The sequence below is a fragment of the Geobacter sp. DSM 9736 genome (genome assembly GCF_900187405.1).
Lineage (GTDB): Bacteria > Desulfobacterota > Desulfuromonadia > Geobacterales > Geobacteraceae > DSM-9736.
Genome location: NZ_LT896716.1, coordinates 3,681,118 through 3,698,896, shown reverse-complemented (window position 1 = coordinate 3,698,896; position 17,779 = coordinate 3,681,118). Strand labels below are relative to the sequence as shown.

Sequence of the window (17,779 nt, the reverse complement as noted above, 5' to 3'; positions counted from 1 at the left end):
TTTCTTCCACCTGCTCCGGCTGCTGCCTTGATCGATGAGGATTTATATGATAGCTTCTCCCTCAAAGCACAGCGATAGCGTCTGTCACGGCAACAGCCGCCTCGGCGGCACGATTTATGAGGAGGGAGATCAATGTCAAGCAAGGTCTTTTTTGCGGACATGAGGGCTGGGCATCGGGAAAACCTGCTGGACAAGCTCGGCCGCCTGCTGAAGGCATGCGGAATCTCCGAGAAGATTTCCGCGAATGACCTTGTAGCTGTTAAGCTTCATTTCGGGGAGCGCGGAAACCACACCTTCATTCGCCCCATCTTCATCCGACGCGTTGTGGACGAAATCAGGGGTTGCAGCGGCAATCCGTTCCTTACCGACTCTTCAACCCTCTATCCCGGAGAAAGGAAGGAAGCGGTCTCGGCGCTTCGGTGTGCAATAGAAAATGGCTTCGCCTTTGCGGTAGTAGGGGCACCTTTGATCATGAGCGACGGTTTGCGTGGCCATTCCGCGGAAGATGTAGCGATACGGGGCGAGGTCCTGCAATCGGTAAGCATTGGCCGCGAAATCCTTGAATCCGACGCATTGGTCACGGTCTCTCATTTCAAATGCCATGAGCTCACGGGATTCGGAGGAGCGCTGAAGAATCTCGGGATGGGGTGCGCCAGCCGCTCAGGAAAGCTTGTTCAGCACTCCAACGTGGCGCCAAAGGTGGCGGAAAAATTCTGCAACGGTTGCGGGATCTGCCTCAAAGCGTGTGTTCATGACGCCATCGCCATCATCGAAGGCAGCGCCCGAATCGACCCCGACCGCTGTGCCGGATGCGGCCGCTGCATTACCGCTTGCCACAGAAAGGCCGTGAACATTCAGTGGAATGAGGCGGCACCGCTCGTCATGAAGAAAATGGCTGAGTTCGCCCTCGGTGCGGTTCAGGGAAAGACCGAGAAGACGCTCTACGTCAACTTCATAACTCAAGTATCACCTGCCTGCGATTGCTACGGACATGCCGATGCGCCCATCGTCAACGATATCGGCATCTGCGCCTCCAACGATCCGGTAGCTCTCGATCAGGCCTGTGCGGACCTTGTCAACAATGCCCAAGGAAACAGAGACACCGCGCTACAGAGCGGTTGGGAGCCGGGAGGCGACAAATTCAGGGGCGTTCACCCCGATATCGATTGGGAAATTCAGCTGGAACACGCAGAGAAAATCGGGCTTGGGACTCGGGTGTACGAACTTGTGCGGTTGTGACGATGGTATGAAAAGGGGGAAGCTGCAGTCAGCTTTGATTTTTCTTGTATGCGTTCTTCAGTTTGAAAATTGATGCTCTCAATTTTTTCAGATTGGAGATAAAAGCTTCCAGCGAGGCGGATTCCCCCGAGTAGAGGCGCTCCAGCTTGTCGGCGATCTGACCTTTCACTTCAAAGGCAACACGTCCGGAGCTGTTCAGTATCGGGTAACACACCACATCAGGATCAAAGGTCATCAGCGCCGCAACCAGATACGCGTCCTCTATTATCGACGTAGTGCTGTTTTTCACGATAATCGGGACATGTTCCCTGTTTCCCACCTTCACCTCCTGCGAACTTGCTCATTTTCGCTTGATCAGGAAACACCTAAGCCGGCCGTTATCACAAATTACGAAGAGCACAATGAATGCCAGCCTTCCTCCAGCACCACCTCCCTACCTTTTTAATCTCCGGGAAGGCTTACCTGCCTCCCTAGGCGTAGAAAGCCTCAAAAATCAAACAGCATAAGAAAAGGCACATAAATAAATAACAATAAATAGAATTAAACCAACTAGTTATGCTAGCCATTTGGCCGGATTAAAAATACGTAACCGTGTTTTAACCGGGGGCGAGACAGGCTCCGGCATGAGAACTGTTACTCATGCCGGAGCCATAAAAGGTGGTGCGACACTTTGTAAGGATTGCTGGTCAGGGCTGAATCAGGGAATGGGAGCTATGACGTGTGGAGCACCGGATGCAGAAGCCGAACTGACTGTTTTCAACAGCCGCTTGACCTCCTCCGGCATCTCCTTGCCGTCCTTCATGGCGGCCTTCATCTGGCCGGCAAGGTAGGAATGATTGATAAGAAGATCGAGGACGGAAAGCATGAACTCCTGCTTCCAGGGGGAAAGCTGGTGGAGATTCTGGAACTTGTGCATGAAAAACTTCTGGGAAGCTTTTCCAAGTTCACGCTCCAGTTCCTGCAGCGACATGTTCCGGGGCTTCAGGACCGGCTCCACGAGATTGTACTTCCGGTAGTCCTTGGTCGCGACATATTGCTCGAGTTCGGGGTAGAGCTCGGCATAGGGCCACGGCGCAATGGCGAGGAAAAATGCCATGTCCGGATTGTAATGCTTGGCGAGCTCGATGGTCTGGGCGATGGATTCGGGCGTATCCTCCGGCATCCCGAGCACGAAGGAGGTCTCGGAGACAATATCGGCTTCATTGATGATGTCTATGGCCTGCTTCGACTGCTCAACAAGAGTTTCCTTCTTGAAGAGATCGAGCGTTTCCTGGCTTCCCGCCTCCACGCCGACATAGATGTGCTCGACGCCTGCACGCGTGTACTTTTCCATGATATCGACGTCCCGCAGAATGTCGTCGACACGGGTCTCCATCAGGAGCTTTACCGGTACCTGGCGCTCGATCATCAGGTCAAGAATCCTGACCCATCGCGCACGGTCGAAAGTAGGGATTTCGTCGGAAAGCATCGCCACTTCGACCCCGTAGGAGCCATGCAACAGTTCAAGCTCGGCCACGAAATTTTCAGGACTGCGTGCGCGCCAGCTTCTTGCCCAGAAGAGTTGCTGTGAACAGAAGGAGCACTGCTGCTGGCAGCCGCGCGAAGAAGATACTATGGCAAGGCGGGCATTGTTTTTTGCTCGGTATGAATAAATCGGCCACTGCACCAGGTCCCAGGCTGGAGACAGAGAGTCCAGATCCTGAATATAGGGGGCCTTAACGGTGACTTCCACCTTACCTTCACGCCAGAATGCAAGTCCCGGAACCTTTGCTGGATCGTCTCCGGCATTTATGCAAGTAAGGAGCATGGGAAGCGTCTCCTCCCCCTCCCCCCGCACCACGAAATCGATTGCATCATGGTCCGCCTTCAGAAGCTCGTCATAGCAGAAGGTAGCGTGGACATTGCCTAGCGCGGTGATGGTCCTAGGGTTGATCTGCTTGGCCAACCTGAGGAGCTTTACAGCATCCACGATCGATGCTGTGTATGCGGTAGTGCAGACGACATCTGGAGCGAATTCCTCAATCCGCTTTTCGATCTCCGGCCACTTGTGCCACAACGACATTGCGTCGTAGTAGTCGACCTCATAGCCTGCTTTTCGGAGGGCTCCTGCGATATATACGAAGCCGACGTTGAGCCATGTGCCGGCGGATTCGACCACACCGGAGTGATACGGTGGCGTGATGAGGGCGACTTTCTTTATCTTCATTTCAGCTCCTGATAGAAAAGGTTCATGCACGCAGCTCCTGATAGAAAAGGTTCATGCACGAATAGCAAAAAACGGACCACCATGCAATCGCCCAGTCCCGTTCAATCCGGTCAAACGATACCTGCCCGATCTTGGCCCCCTTCAATGGAATACCTTTTCCCACACCCAAAGATACCCGGTCCCATAGGCGGCGAAGAGCACAACATGCTTGACGATCAGGGCACGACGACGGGTGCGCTCGGCATCCTCACCATACCAGTTGTCTACGTAGGTGAAGGTTCTTCCCGCTCCGGTGGCCATGATGAGGACTGCGGACACCACGCTCATCCAGAACATCCGCTTTTCGAGCAGGGAGAGAACCTCTGCCGCCAACGGGTGAGTCTGCTGAGCCGCATGGAGCCAGCCAATGACGACAATCGCCGCCAGCCAAATACCCGCTGCGAAGTCGTGTATAAAACCATTCAGTATGACAACCGATTTCTTAATCTTCATCTCCGCGAGTCAGCCATGAAGCCTCAAGGGCGCCCTTTTTTCACAGCAGTCTTTTTCTCAGAGCCGAGACCTTCAGGGTGGTCCAGGAGGTCCTGTTTTTCCGCTTCAGCCTTGTACCAGTCGAGCGGCCGTTCAGTCTGATCCTTGAACGTACCAAGCGCGGCATCCCGCAGCCTGGCTGCTTCCTCATCAGCCTGGGCAACAAGAATTTCATCCACCACCTGAGGACACGACGCCACGGACCCTGGGCGTGCTTCGATTTCCTCCCGCACACTCGGTTCGACCTTCGGATCTTTGGCAACCCGCATCTTGAAGTCGATGGAGAAGTTGACATACGTCTCCAGCATCCGAAAGATCGCGGAATCCCCCATGGGGCTGATGGGCGTCTCATCGGGGAGCGGCGACACCTTGCCATTTTCGATCTTCGCCCGCCCCACCATCTCACACCCGCGGCCGCCGTCAGTGGTATAGCCGAGGTTGTCGGTGATTACCGCCAGGACAGTGGGAACGTTAGCCAGATCCCAGTGGGCAAGGAGCCCTACTTCGCCGTCCGGCAGGGGCTTCAGGGTATCGATGCTCATCGCCAGAACCCGTGACCAGGGGGGTACAGGCCGAGTGCGCTGGCGCGTTGGGAGTCCTTTCACATGCCGCCGCAGAGCGTCGTCAAATAAATTGGTCGCAGTCTCGGCCTCCCCCAGCACATTCACACAATGAGTCTCCGGTATGCCCAGGATTTCCTGCACCATATCATAATAGTCCTGGCGACTTACCTTGCCGAAACGCCCACGGTATCCGCCTCCGTCACAGATGCGGCTGCCCGGGGGGAGACGAAACGACATATTTTTTCTACGACAGGCCTGGAAGAAGTATACATATGCCGATGTCGCACCTATCAACGCCACAGGTACGCCGCTCGATTCCGACTCGCGAAGCGCCTTGAGGAGCGCCTTTATATCAATGCCGCTTTTCCCGAGAAGAAACATGCTGTCTTCGGTACCGAACGCGCGGCGGGTCTGGTCCATACCTATGGCCATCCCCATGGAAGGAGCCAGATCAGGGCTTGGCGCAAGAATGAGGATACGGCACCGCCTCCCTTCCTCGAAATCGGGAAAAAGATAGGCGCCGGTCATAGTTCGATTGGCGGCAAAAACCAACCGCTTCCCGTCCTCGTCTCTAAAAATTCGTCCCCTCTGGGTCAGGCTCGTAGTTCCTCCGGTAAGGCAGGCCATGACAGCCTGCTCAAGGGGAAAGGAGGCTACCAGATGGGTTTTGAAGACATCGTTGTAGACCATCGGGATGTCTTCCCACCTGGTTACCTGTTCGGGCGTGACCTTCTTTGCCTCGCAGAACTCACGAAAGATCTTGTTGTTGTCGTAATGCAGCGCGAAGAGCCGCATTGAATAGGCGTTGAAAGCCGCGTCCGAAAGATCGGCGTCAACCCCGGCGGCTATGAGTCCCAGGACCTCCTCGGTCAGCTGATGGGTACTGTTGTCATTCGTGGACATGAAAGACCTCCTCTAGCTTGTTGGCTGCCTCTTGTCCGTATGACGATCAACCTGCGTCGTTGGAGATTGTCTCATAACGGCTAATACTGAAGGTTTATGTGCATGCAGAAAGCAAAATATAACAGGAACATCCTGAAAGAGTAAATGAAAAACCCCGTTTTCTCTGAACATAGGACACGATGAGGTGAACCGGATGAATGCCCGGCAGGACAGGGGTTTCAGGGATAACAGGAAAGACAGGCGAGACAGCGCAGCGAGAGGGCCTATTATGTATGCACGCAAATCGCCGCTAAACCTTCAGCTGTTTCTCTCGCACCTGCTTCTTTGATAATTTCCACTGCTCATATGCGATCCGCATCCCTTTTCGGACTGGAAGCTGGTTCATGAGAGACAGTATGTGAGCATAGGGGAAGCCGGAAACCGGGATCTTGAACATATGCCTCAGGACGCGCGGAAGGCTTAACAGCTCGAGCGAGCTCTCGTAAAACTGCTCTTCTCGCGCTTCCGGCGTCATGGCCGGATCTGGATGCTCGAAGAGGGCGTATGCCCCGGTATAATACTCCCAACCCAGGTCCTTGTAGATATACGGCTCGTACTGCTTCGCAAGCTCGGTTCCCGGATAGGGCACGACCAGCGATGGATGCATGCTGACCCCAAGACGGTCGGCCACATCGACAGCGCGTTTGAAATCATCTAGCGTGTCCGTGCGGCTGCCGAGCATGTAAAAGAGGGAGACGTCGATGCCGTGATCCCTGAGAGTCCGCACCGCCCGTTCCCGGTCCACCCCGATCTTTCCGTCAGCCTTGTATGCCGTGAGGCTCTCGTCGGAGATAGCATCCCAGCCCACCCAGACCGTCAGCATCCCGCTTTCGCGGGCAGCGTTAAGCATGCGGGACCCTGCCGGAGTAAGGACGGGGCGAAGGCTCCCGAACCCCATCCATTTCTTTCCGCTCCCCTTCAGCGCGGTGAACATATCGATGGCCCTCTGCTCGAAGCCGGCCCACCAGATATTCTCATCGCCGTTGATGTACATCTTCTCAGGTATTGCGGCCACATCGCGAACGACATCGTCTATGGGACGGAACCGTATCTTTTCCCCCATGAACGGCTTTACCGAGCAGAATGTGCAATTGTATGGACAGCCTCTCGATGTATTCAGGATCCGGAACTGATGCCCCCCCTGCAGCATCCCGTAGAGAGGAGTGGGAAGATCGTCTAGCGGAAGCTGCTCGCCATAGTAGAACGGTTTGAGCGTGCCCGCCCGGAAGTCACGCAGCACCTCGGGCCAAGCCGATTCAGCCTCGCCGATCACTACAGAGTCGCCGTGTGACTTGGCCTCCTCGGGCATGGCGGAAGCGTGCATGCCGCCAAAAACGACTTTTATTCCGCGAGCGCGCAACTTCTCTGCAATCCGATAGCCGGGCACTGCGGTAGGGGTGAGGAGGCTTATCGCCGCCAGGTCGCACTCCAGCTTATCGATGGCGTCCGGGGTTGCACTGGCGCTGAGGAGCTCGATCTCGATGGATGGGTCAGCCCGACGGGTAAGCGCAGCGAGATACTCCAGTATCGGAGGTGCAACCGGGGTCCACCCGAACGGCAGGGGCGGCTTGATAATGCAGAGTTTCATTTCAGTAGCCTTAAGACCGATAACAGGGCCGATCAGAGGGTGATCGGCTTGTTGCTGTAGATGGATTCCAGCACCGGCTTGATCTGCGCCAGTGGATGTCGTGTGATCCCTGCACCCGCATTGCCCTGAAGACCGGACACCATGGCAACATAGAATTCACCGGTAGGCTCGATGACGAACTTCACTTCGACTCCGTCAGCAGCAAGTCCATTGATCACCCTCTTGCCATCGAACCAGCCGGAGAAATCCACATATACCTTGCCGTTTTCGGACCTTGTCTCACTCCACTCCCTACGGGTGAAGTAGCGGTAATCGTCGGTAGCCTTACCGATTGTTGCCGTTCTGTAATCTGCAAGGGTTGCACCCTTTATGATTGCTACAAAACCTTGGGAAGAGCCTGCTGAGGTATCGTTCACACCATGAAACGCAGGTGTTCCTTTTTTATTAGTCAAGGTTTCCGATTCATTCCTCGAACATGCACCGACCTGCAGCGCGGCAAACACAAGGATGAACATAACGACGATCTTGGTCAACTGGATACTCCCCCTCTTACTCATGTACAGCCGAGCTGCCGATTTACCTTCCCCGGTATAAGGCGCGACCCATTGCCTTAATGTTCGATGCGGAATCCCGAGTGGAAAGTTTCCACTGTGAAAGGTATGCCCCAGTAGCTGACGATCATCGCTACCAGAGCGAGAAGCGCGTACCAGGCGAGCCTTTTACCACGCCAGCCGAAGGTGACGCGCAAGTGGAGGTAGATTCCGTAGGTGAGCCATGAAACGAGAGACCATACTTCGACCGGATCCCAGTTCCAGTAGTTCCCTTTCACCTGGTTAGCCCAGAAACACCCTGAAACCATCATGAGGCCATACATGATGAAGCCCCCTGCAACGAATCTGTAGGATAGCTCATCCATCGCCTTTAAATCCGGCAGCTTTGCATACATGCCTCCGGAGTTCTTTTCCTTGAGGAGGTACATCAATCCGAGTCCTGCCGCCGCGAGAACTGCGCCGAAACCGGCAGATGCTCCGACTATGTGGGCCCAGATCCAGCCGCTCTGCAGCGCCGGAGCGATAGTGCTTGCAACCTCCTCCATCAGCGTTCCTGCCCATCCCATGAGAACGAACGATATCGGCATAACCAGCACCCCCATCGGCATAACTTTGCGGGGGCTGAACTCAAGAGCAAGGAATATCAGCACCGCCATGAAGACACCGAGAGAAAGCGATTCCGACGTTGCAATGAAAGGACTGATGCTCGTCGCTGCCCAACGAAGGCCAATGGCAACAGTATGCGGGATGAAACCGGCCAACGCGCTGAAGAGGCCGATCTTGAACAGCTTGTCCTGCTTCGCCATCATGCCGAAGATGTAGCTGAACGCGCTGACGCCATAGAGTGCGACAGCAGTCCAAAAGAACATGAATTCGGGTTTCATAGAGGCTCCTTATAATGGAATGGCAGCGCTGCATGCGCATTATGCGTTTCAAACAGGGCTGAACTGAAAAAGCCGCTCAGGCTTTACGCGCCCCGCTTCGCATCATGCGCCCGACAGTGGTAATGAGCATCCCGGCGAGTCCTATCCAGAGACTCGTCAGCACAAACGGCTTTCCCGGATCGTAACGCACCTTCATGCCGACCCAGTAACGCAGCTCTTTAAACATGAATTTGTGCCCGGCGGCTTCCAGGCTCGAATTAATTGGTATTCTCCCCCCCCCAATAGGCTTCCCTCCAGATTGTGATCCGTCAATGGGCCATATGCTGAGGGTGACCTCTCCTCCACGGTCGTCCAGCTTCGAAGGCAGATATGTCACCTGCAAATCGAAAAGCGGCTTTCCCAGCGGCTCCTGCGGATAGAGGAACGCACCGGGCCCGTCCTTGGTTCCGGTGGTGTAGAAATAGGAGTCATCCGCCTGCCTGAGGCTCTGGAGCGGGATGTATGCTCCATAAATTTCTCTGCCTCTTCCGTCGGCAAGCAGAACGAGAGGCGAATACCCCTCCTTTTCAGGAAAAAACTTTATCCCGTTAAAAGATAGATTCTTTGTAACATAGATAACCTGCTGCTTTTTCGAAGCCCCTTCCCCTACAGCGACTTCATAAGCTACCCTTTTGTCCTCATCCCCTACCCTGTACCCCTTGTACATCTTGATGAGGGTGGTCTCTCCCTTGAGTTTCGAAAATGAAAAGAAGCGCCCGTAACGGATCGTGTCATAACTCTGTGGGTCCCCATTGCGCAGAGTCTCCCCTTCGGTCAGCCGCAAAATGCCGTCGAAGAAAAACAGGCTGTTATAGACTATGCCGGCAAACATGGCAACGAAGCTCAGATGAAAGAGGATCATCCCAAAGGACACTATGGTGATCCGCCGCCCCCAGATCCTCCCGAAAAAACAGCAGGCGACATTTACAACCAGCAGGACCAGAATCGAATTGAACCAGACGGTGCTGAAGATAAGCTGCCATGCCGTCTCTCCCCGCCAGATAGTCACCCCGGCGACGCTGCAGGAGAGGATAACCAGGAGCAAGGCCATAGCAAGCCTTGCGGAAGCCAGAAAATCATATATCACGCGGGGTATTTTATGGATAGGGTGATATCGGGGCTGGACGGGATAGGTTTCGGAATCTTTTTCCTGTTCTGTGTAGGCCGGTTGATTGTTGTCGATCATGTGAACCTTACGAATATGAGCAGCACTGAATGTGTGCGCGAGCTGCAATCCATGCTGATAATGCGCGTTCTAAAGCTTTTCGACCATCCACCAGAGATCGTTCCCCTGTCTCACGCCGTATCCGACAAGCTTCCCGTCAGGGGAGAAAGAAGTGTCCCAGACCGCTTCGTATTGAGGAAGCTCCCGAAGGGTAGCCCCCTTGAGGTCTGCAATCACCACAAAACGCTGCCCGTCTCTACGAGCACGATAGACTAGACGCGAGCCGTCCGGTGAAAATTTCGGCCCAACCACCTTGTCGTACTGCGGGCCTTCGGTTCCGTCCACCACAATGAACGATTTTTCCCCACGCGTTACAGCATAAACAAAGTGAATGCCGTCGGGACTGAATGAAGGTTCATTGATTTCATCGTAAGCTTCTCGCTGCCTGATGCCGTCAACCCATGCGGCAACCTTCCCATCAATCAAGGCCGAATAAACTGTCCTGCCTGTCCGAGAAACAGCAATATTGAAAATGTTCTGGTCAGGGGCGGGGGCCACTTCGTGGCCGTCCCTGATCAGGACAGTCCGCCCTTTCCGCTGGGCAAAATAAGCGACGTGACCACCGCCATCCGAGATCCCTGCAAAAAGAATATCAATATACCAGGGGGATTCCTCCTCTGAAAAGTCCTTCTGACGGGGATCAGTAGTGACGAGGGCTTTGCTTGCCCCATTCCTGACGGTATAGAAGAGACGGGTCCCAGATCTGTCAGTCTCAATTGCACTGATCCAGTCATACTCTTTCCCCTTGAAACAGGTTCCCATATCACTGGAACACACGCGAACAAAAGACTTCTTATGATCGGGCGTCTGCTCTACATAGGCGAATCGTGCACCGTCAGAGGCGACTACTATGCCCGGGTTCTCAGATGAGAACTGGGAGCTTTCCCCGCCGTTCCTGACTATGACCCACTTCTCCCCGACACGTGCTTCATGGATGATGCGGCCATTAGATGCAAAAACGGGTTTTCCGACCGAGTCGTATGCCTTACCCTCATCTCCGTTTACCAACACCCGCTGCTTGCTGCCCTCAACGGCAACGTGCGCAAAATCATCAGCGCCTTGCCTGAAAACCGGGGTAAGTACTGCCGCATAGCTTTTGCCAAGCCGTCCATTGAGCGATACTACAGACTGTCCTTCCCGGCCAGCAAATACGGCAACTCCGTGGCCGTTGGGGCTGAAAAATATATCTCCTATCTCGTACCCAGGAGGGAGCGTGGCAAGCTTTGTCGATTTCGAATTGAATGGTGAGGGTGAAGCCTTTCCGGCGGTCCTGCTGCACGCGGATAACGCAAGCAACAGGAGGATGACGGGAAACCATACGATCTTCGGATTCATTCTGCCTCAGTTAAAAACATTGAAATAAAAATGGGAACTGCTGGGGCTGAACACCCTTACGAGGATAAATCAAAAGCCCCGCCTTTGGCAAGCGGGGCTTTTGTCGCATCTGCACTGTCAGATGCTAGAATGTTCCGCCTGGAGCGTAGTTTTCTACGGAGCTTCTGTTGCAGGCACTGAATTTACCGGAACTACCGCCCATACACTCCGGTGTATAGGTCGTCGTACCGATCCTTCTCGGGTTGTGAGTGCTAAACTGATCGCTGTTGCGGATGAAAGCGATCGGTCCGCCACCGCTGGCCCACCTGCTGCCGGAACGCTTGGCGACCTGGCCGGTAGGCACGACGTTGGAACCGTGTACGTCCATGGCCCTGACGGGACGTACTGCGGTGGCAGTCGAAGTATAGGTACTGCTGTGGCAGAGGTTGCAGCCCCACTTGATATACGCACTCTTCTCGGACCTGTCGAATGTGCCGCTGGTCCCGGCCGCAGAGCCGGTACCGTGGTCGTAGGTACTTACAGTGTCGTATCCGAGGTGACAGATCAGACAAAGTGACGCCTGGTTAGACACCGAGGCTGTCCCGAACACGGCAGGCACGCCGCGGACCGTATTGGCATTACCGTGCGCCGTCACGGTACGTTTCGTAAGCGGCGAGTTGCCGGGGATGTTGTGGCAGTCGAAGCAGTTGATAACTACGCCCTGTGACAGCGTGCCGGAAGTCCCGCGGCTTCCTGTCGGCTTGTACGGAACTTGGAGCCTTGCTGCCGTCGGGTAATCGCGATTGAGCGGCCCGAGTACCGGATGCTTCGAAGAGTTCGTCGTAGCGACCTGTGACTTCACGTTAACGAGCCCCTGGGTCCCGGTAGCGCCATTGGTTGCCGTATAGTTTGCACCGAGCTGAACACCGTTCCATGGCATGTACTGCGTAGCATTGGCACCCGAACGGGCGGTAGTGTTGGTAGCACCATCGGCATCATGGCAGGCGAGACAGAATTTCTGAGTTATCACGTTGGCGATGTCGGTATTGGAGTTGTGCCCTGTCGAGGTCCTTGTTCCAGCTGCATATGATGTTGAAAACCGTGCGAACGCAAAAGCATTTACACCGGAAACATCTTTAATCTGTGCCTCACCGGTGCCGTCAGGGTCTCTCAGATCGATGTTGCCGTTTTGATGGTACGAGGAGGTTCTGCCTGTTGACGAAACACCCTCAAGGTGGCACACGATGCAGTCGGCGCTCGTTACTGCCCCTCGCCCAGCCTTCTTGTGCCCCCATGCCAGTCCGAACTCGGCTGAGACATTAGCGAGAGTGGTCCCGGGCCGCCCTTTGGTTCGCGTGATAGTCTTGTTATGACACTCTATGCAGCCGAGGGAACCGCCCCAAGCGACGTTGCCGTGGCACGCATTGGAGGAGCATGTGCCTCCTGAAGGTGCAAATGTATAGGTGAAACTTATGCCGGCCCCGGTATTCGGGCTTACATCATAGGCATTATTACCGTGATTTGCACCATTTGTTACGGAAGTTCCATTGGTGGTAACCGAGTAATGGCATCTGTCGCAGCCGATATTATGACCACTGGCGGAATGCGTATTTGCTTTAGGTGTCCCGCTTGTGTATGCCGGTGGGAATGCATGACAGCTGCTGCAATTGGTACTTCCCCCCCAAGCAGGAGTCTGGATAGGCTGAACATTTCCGGTAGCTACGGATGTACCGTTACTGTGGCAGTAAAGACCGGAGCATGTTCCCATTGTCGGATTATTCGAGACCTGAAACTTTTTGGTTTTGGAATAACCTTTCCCTACAGCTCCTGTAAGGTTGATAAATCCGTCGGCGTGATTGAATTTGTTGATCGGTGGTTTGGCATGGCAGACAATACAGTCCATTGCCAGTGCATTGGTATGTTTGTTGTGAGAGCCGATGAATTTACCATCGGGAACGTTACGAGCAGTTCCATCCTGGATATTGGCCGTGTCGTGACAACCACCGCAGCTGGTAATCTTGGACCAGGTTCCACGGGTGAGCGTGATGGTGTTTGAGAGAAGGCTGAGGTTGTTTGCACCGCCATCCGGAGAAGCGACTCCCACTGCAGTCACTTTCGACTGAACTGTCTTGCCGGCGACAAATACATCATCGTAATGCATGCTGTAGACTATATAGATGTACTTGGGTCCACCGTTCAACGTCCCATTGGCTATGACGGTTCTGTCGGCTGTAGTGCCGGGATCATGTTCGTTGAAATCTATCACCGTGGAAGTCTTGTTCCATTCTCCAATAGCGCCTATCAGTTTTGCTGAAGCTGGCAGCACAGTAGCATCGGCTTCCTCAACCGAGCTGATATAGACCTTGACGGAATCGACGAGTGCTGCGGTTCCCAGATCCTCGATGGTAACGGAATCGATCTGCAGTGCGTTATCGAATGCAGCGTCGCAGTCAACCTGGAAGTGCTGCATCACGACCGCGGCGTCGGAATCCTTGGCTGTGGTGCGGCCGGGAATGTTTCCGGTGACCGAAAGGAGGTTGCCGGAGCGGGTAAGAGTAAGGGTATTGGAACTGAGGCTCAGGCCTGTTGCCCCCGTGTTGGGGGATGCAACACCGACTGCAGTCACACGGGAACCGACAGTGCTTCCTGCCTGTCCAATTGACATGTCATACACAATGTAGAGGTATTTGGTCAGCGGCTGCGTACCTCCCAATGTCCTGTTTGTCTGTGTTCCACCGGTAAGGCTGATTTGGGTGGAGGCACCTCCCCAGTTGGTAGCGCTGCCGAGCAGGACAGCATCGGCAGGAAGCGTTGTTTGAGAGGAGGAAGAGATATAGATTTCTGCAGCGCCGATCGTAGTGGCAGTTCCGGTATTGTTCATTGTAAGGGAGTTAAGCTCTAGCTGGCCCGAGCCTGTCACCTGAATGCGCTGCATCAGGACGCCCTCATCGCTATCGAGTTTACTCCCTGTTGCTATAGCAGTATTGTTCGAAACTGTGAGACTTGTAGAGGCAGGCGCAGCCTTCAGACTCATTGCGGTCATCGACTTCCATGAACTGGCAGTGCTGGCGGTGTGGGTGGAACCGTCATTGGTGACAGCGGTCGGGACAGCCCGATCCCGGATGTATAGCCGTGCAGTGGGTCCTGAAGTAGTGCGCGCGGTGGGCGCTACGCCGGCGGTTGTCCAACCGGTAGCCCAGGTTGAGATACTCGGTGCAGTTGTACCTGATGCGTTTCTTGCAAGGTTTACGATCTCAATGGCTTGATCATTTGCGCCGACTGTAAGGGTCGGATTGAAAGGACCAACGCTGCTGCTGGATGTGGAGTTGCTGTTGTAGTTTCGGGCTGCGGTAATGGGAGCACTCTGATCTACTCCTGTGTAGACCCGGTAATAAACATAGTTATAATAGGCCGTTCCGCCACTGATGGTCAGATTGAGTGTTGAGTTTGATGCGGCTGCGAGATCTGCTTCCGTCAAGTAGTAAAGTGCCGAATGATTCCAAGTCGTCGTGCTCCCGGCATCACCAGCGGCGAGCGTCATCGGACGGGTGCCGAAGGTAGGAGTAGCGATGGTTACAGCACCGGCGGTGGTTCGCGTAGTACCGATTGCGACTACTAGCAGGCGGTTCTGGCCCGAAGGTATGGTCAGAGTGTAATTGGAGTTGTTCGGATACGCTTGGTTTGCATATACCGAGGTCCAAGCATTTCCTCCCACAGGCGCTGCTTCAGAAGTGAGGATGCCGTACCATCCCTGATACATTCCAACAGTGAGGAGGAGAGTGAAAAGCGTTACAAGCCCGGCTTTCGCCTGCCAGCTCATACGTTTTATAGAATTGCCCAGTTTCTTACCCATGATGTAATTTCCTCCCAAACCTAGAACGGCTGCCAAATAGGCGACGTTTTGTAGTGGCAGTCTATGTTGGAACAAGTTTTGAGTCGAACGGCTGATGATTGGCCTGTTCTTCCGTTGTACCAGAGGGTGTAATCACTGACAGATCCAAACTGGCGTGCGTTGCTTTCACCAAAGGTGATGTCCCGCGGCGCGCTGCGATTCCCTTTCTCATGCTTGAGCGGGTCGTTCGTGTGACAAACACCGCAGACGGCAGCGGCATAGCCCTGCCCGTATTCATCCACGTTTGGATTGAGGTATGTCGCGTTCATACGCATTTTAAGGTAGTTGATATGCATTGCGTGGGCGCCGAAACCTTCTACAGCCATCGGCGCACCCTTGCCCCAGATAGTTCCTCCTACACCGCGAGTGTCATAGTCATGGCAGGTATCACAGTATTTGTTGGCCTCGAGTTTGCCGTTGAGGTGGAAAGGAACACCATTAAGCGGATCGACCTCCGATTTGTGACCGTCGTGCGGATGACATGACGAGCAAGCTGTGTCGCCTGCGGCGTGAGGATATTTAACAGAGGTGGTGGGAGGGTTACCATGGCACTTCGCGCAGTCTGCACTCGTTCCATCGAGATAACTTCCCACGTTCCATTTCGGGCTCTTGTCCGTTCCACCTGGCAGCGTGGAACCATGGCAGTACGTATTGGAACAGGTACCGGCAGAATAGGAAGAGATCAATGCTCCTGAAGACCAGGTATAGGGCACGTTACTGCCGGTTGAAGTCTCAACGTTCTTGACGAACTTGCTGAAGCTGGGGAGGGACGACCCGTTCATATGTCCCGCTATGAGAGCCGTTGCGGGTACCGCATGGCAGTCAGTACAGAGCGAAGGCTTTCCAATATTGTTGCGGGACCTGAGGTGTGCGTCATGCGCCCCGACCTTGGGATCATCCGATACTTCACTGATAATCGTTCCCGTCTGTCTTCCGGTGCCGAGCCCGACAGAGTCGTAGCCGGGAGCGCTCTGCTGATGCGTGCCGGTGCTGTAGTTCTGCAGTACAGTGCCCTTGCCGTGGCACTTGGTGCACTGGTAACTGTTGGTATTGGCTCCCCAAGCGGGGGACAACGTGCCATGACAAGCAGACGCCGAGCATGAAGTAAAGGCGCTTCCCTTTGCCTTATTGGCAGGGTAGCCAAGATCGCCGTCTACCGTTTTGTAAACATCGACATTATGATCCATGTGCTGCAGGGAAGCGGTAGATCCTTCAATCGCCCCTTTATGACAGCCTGCGCAGGTCATGCCGACGCCGACAACATGTTGAGTATGAGTCCCGGTAGTCGGCCGTTTCGCATGACAGGCTGAACAGTCATTATTGGGAGTGCCCCAAGCTGGCGAGGTAACCAGGTTTCCCCGCCCGTCGTCATGACAAGTTGCAGTGCTGCAGGTTGCGCCTGCGGTGCCTTTCGGCTTATTGGCCGGGTAGCCCATATCTCCAGGATTGGTTACATAAGCATCGATGTTGTGGTCGAGATGCTCCACCGGAGGAGTGACACCCTCAACTGCACCCTTATGGCAGTCTGAACATACCATGGTCATTCCGTTGAAGTGAGCGGTATGGCTTCCGGTAGTCGGCTTAAGAGCATGACATTGAGTACATTTCGGAGCTACATCTCCCCAGACGGGAGTAGTGCTGGGAACACCGGTTCCGTTGTCATGGCAGCTGGCATTTGAACAGGTAGCGTATGCACTTCCTTTTGCCTTGTTCTGCGGATATCCAAGGTCGCCGGGGTTTGTTTTGAAGACGTCTATGACTTCATTGACATGCTTCGCATTCGCCGTCGAGCCTTCAACAGTCCCACCGTGACAGTCTGCGCATACCGCTCCCATGCCCAGATGCCCTTCATGGCTCCCGGACTGGGGCTGGCGCGGGTGACAGACGGTGCAGCTCGGAACAACCGTCCCCCAGGCAGGAGTATCAACCTGTGTTCCGGTACCATCATCGTGACAACTTGCGGTATCGCAGCTACCCAAAACTCGGCTTCCGCTCTGGCTGGGAAGATAGAGATTATTGGAGCCAATGTAAGAATTTTCCGCTGTTATGAGAATCGGGCGGCCGACACTCGTCGCATGCATGTAAGGCTTGGGAAGAGCGGGGGCAGCGTAATCGGGATGACATTTAGCGCATGAAGCCAAAGTGCCGCCACCGGCGGAAATGTGCTTTGCATGTGAATTCGAGGAGGGCAATGCATCGTGACATACGGAACAGTTTGCTATATCTGCAGCACCTAATGCGGGCGCGCCCCATTGTGGTGTCGTTTTTTCGAAGTGACAATTGACGTTGGAACAAGTACCCAAAGCAGGGACCGACGTCTGGTTCTTGAATAATACGGCACTGCCGGCAACCTTATACTGCCCGACAGCAGGTGATGCATTGATATTAGCCTTGAAGCTGATAGTCCCATCGGTATGACCGGTTGAAAAATCAGCGGCATCATCACTGTGGCAAAGAACGCAGTCGCCACTGGTGGCGCTGGCAGGCTGATGAGTCAGGTGATTGCCGGTAAAAGCCCCGGTCCCAGGATTCCTGCTAGCGCCGTCTAGAGGGGGCATATTATGGCAGGAGCTGCAGGTGAGATTGTATTGCGGAGCGGCCTCCACGGACTGAATACCACACAGCATGAGAACAGGCAGCAGGAAGAGCCAATTTCTTGAGCGAACTATGGTAGTAGCTCCAAACGTATTTCTCATCTCATACTCCTTGCACATAGAAAAACATTTGTACGTTTTTAATATTTGAACGGAGACTTTTCAACAAAAAAACAATTAAAAATTTGTAATATCTCCAACCATTGATGTG

The 17,779-nt window shown here is 54.3% G+C and carries 12 protein-coding genes; 1 reads left to right on the top strand and 11 read right to left on the bottom strand.

Annotation, left to right across the window (positions count from 1 at the left end; translation table 11 throughout):
* The first annotated feature begins 132 nt into the window (after nucleotides 1-132).
* On the top strand, nucleotides 133-1,239 hold the full coding sequence (locus tag CFB04_RS16660) for a DUF362 domain-containing protein (protein WP_088536443.1): 1,107 nt from the start codon (nucleotides 133-135) through the stop codon (nucleotides 1,237-1,239).
* 28 nt (nucleotides 1,240-1,267) lie between these two features.
* Here the strand turns inward: CFB04_RS16660 and CFB04_RS16655 are convergent, their stop codons facing one another.
* The 11 genes from CFB04_RS16655 to CFB04_RS16605 form a co-directional block, all read right to left on the bottom strand.
* Nucleotides 1,268-1,558, bottom strand: a complete 291-nt coding sequence (locus CFB04_RS16655) for a hypothetical protein (RefSeq protein ID WP_088536442.1) — start codon at nucleotides 1,556-1,558, stop codon at nucleotides 1,268-1,270.
* 378 nt (nucleotides 1,559-1,936) lie between these two features.
* On the bottom strand, nucleotides 1,937-3,445 hold the full coding sequence (locus CFB04_RS16650) for a cobalamin-dependent protein (protein WP_088536441.1): 1,509 nt from the start codon (nucleotides 3,443-3,445) through the stop codon (nucleotides 1,937-1,939).
* Nucleotides 3,446-3,586: 141 nt separating this feature from the next.
* Complete coding sequence (locus CFB04_RS16645) at nucleotides 3,587-3,937, bottom strand: hypothetical protein (RefSeq protein WP_088536440.1); 351 nt, start codon at nucleotides 3,935-3,937, stop codon at nucleotides 3,587-3,589.
* 23 nt (nucleotides 3,938-3,960) lie between these two features.
* Nucleotides 3,961-5,442: an acyl-protein synthetase gene (locus tag CFB04_RS16640; protein ID WP_088536439.1), complete on the bottom strand. Its 1,482-nt coding sequence runs from the start codon at nucleotides 5,440-5,442 to the stop codon at nucleotides 3,961-3,963.
* 289 nt (nucleotides 5,443-5,731) lie between these two features.
* Nucleotides 5,732-7,069, bottom strand: coding sequence for a radical SAM protein (locus tag CFB04_RS16635; protein ID WP_088536438.1), 1,338 nt, complete (start codon nucleotides 7,067-7,069; stop codon nucleotides 5,732-5,734).
* A 32-nt stretch (nucleotides 7,070-7,101) separates the two neighbouring features.
* A complete protein-coding gene (locus tag CFB04_RS16630; protein WP_088536437.1) occupies nucleotides 7,102-7,602 on the bottom strand; it encodes a hypothetical protein in 501 nt (166 codons plus the stop codon).
* Between the two features lie 77 nt (nucleotides 7,603-7,679).
* A complete protein-coding gene (gene ccsA, locus CFB04_RS16625; protein ID WP_088536436.1) occupies nucleotides 7,680-8,504 on the bottom strand; it encodes a cytochrome c biogenesis protein CcsA in 825 nt (274 codons plus the stop codon).
* Nucleotides 8,505-8,580: 76 nt separating this feature from the next.
* Complete coding sequence (locus CFB04_RS16620; protein ID WP_088536435.1) at nucleotides 8,581-9,729, bottom strand: hypothetical protein; 1,149 nt, start codon at nucleotides 9,727-9,729, stop codon at nucleotides 8,581-8,583.
* A gap of 69 nt (nucleotides 9,730-9,798) precedes the next feature.
* Complete coding sequence (locus CFB04_RS16615) at nucleotides 9,799-11,103, bottom strand: PD40 domain-containing protein (protein WP_088536434.1); 1,305 nt, start codon at nucleotides 11,101-11,103, stop codon at nucleotides 9,799-9,801.
* Nucleotides 11,104-11,227: 124 nt separating this feature from the next.
* Nucleotides 11,228-14,935 (bottom strand): CxxxxCH/CxxCH domain-containing protein, encoded by a 3,708-nt coding sequence (locus CFB04_RS16610; protein WP_088536433.1) that lies wholly within the window; start codon nucleotides 14,933-14,935, stop codon nucleotides 11,228-11,230.
* Nucleotides 14,936-14,955: 20 nt separating this feature from the next.
* Nucleotides 14,956-17,670, bottom strand: a complete 2,715-nt coding sequence (locus tag CFB04_RS16605) for a CxxxxCH/CxxCH domain-containing protein (protein ID WP_172825524.1) — start codon at nucleotides 17,668-17,670, stop codon at nucleotides 14,956-14,958.
* Between the last annotated feature and the right edge of the window lie 109 nt (nucleotides 17,671-17,779).

Coding starts and splice junctions, on each gene's coding strand:
- CFB04_RS16660 (WP_088536443.1), top strand. CDS start 133: ATGTCAAGCAAGGTCTTTTTTGCGGACATGAGGGCTGGGCATCGGGAA.
- CFB04_RS16650 (WP_088536441.1), bottom strand. CDS start 3,445: ATGAAGATAAAGAAAGTCGCCCTCATCACGCCACCGTATCACTCCGGT.
- CFB04_RS16645 (WP_088536440.1), bottom strand. CDS start 3,937: ATGAAGATTAAGAAATCGGTTGTCATACTGAATGGTTTTATACACGAC.
- CFB04_RS16640 (WP_088536439.1), bottom strand. CDS start 5,442: ATGTCCACGAATGACAACAGTACCCATCAGCTGACCGAGGAGGTCCTG.
- CFB04_RS16635 (WP_088536438.1), bottom strand. CDS start 7,069: ATGAAACTCTGCATTATCAAGCCGCCCCTGCCGTTCGGGTGGACCCCG.
- ccsA (WP_088536436.1), bottom strand. CDS start 8,504: ATGAAACCCGAATTCATGTTCTTTTGGACTGCTGTCGCACTCTATGGC.
- CFB04_RS16620 (WP_088536435.1), bottom strand. CDS start 9,729: ATGATCGACAACAATCAACCGGCCTACACAGAACAGGAAAAAGATTCC.
- CFB04_RS16615 (WP_088536434.1), bottom strand. CDS start 11,103: ATGAATCCGAAGATCGTATGGTTTCCCGTCATCCTCCTGTTGCTTGCG.
- CFB04_RS16610 (WP_088536433.1), bottom strand. CDS start 14,935: ATGGGTAAGAAACTGGGCAATTCTATAAAACGTATGAGCTGGCAGGCG.
- CFB04_RS16605 (WP_172825524.1), bottom strand. CDS start 17,670: ATGAGAAATACGTTTGGAGCTACTACCATAGTTCGCTCAAGAAATTGG.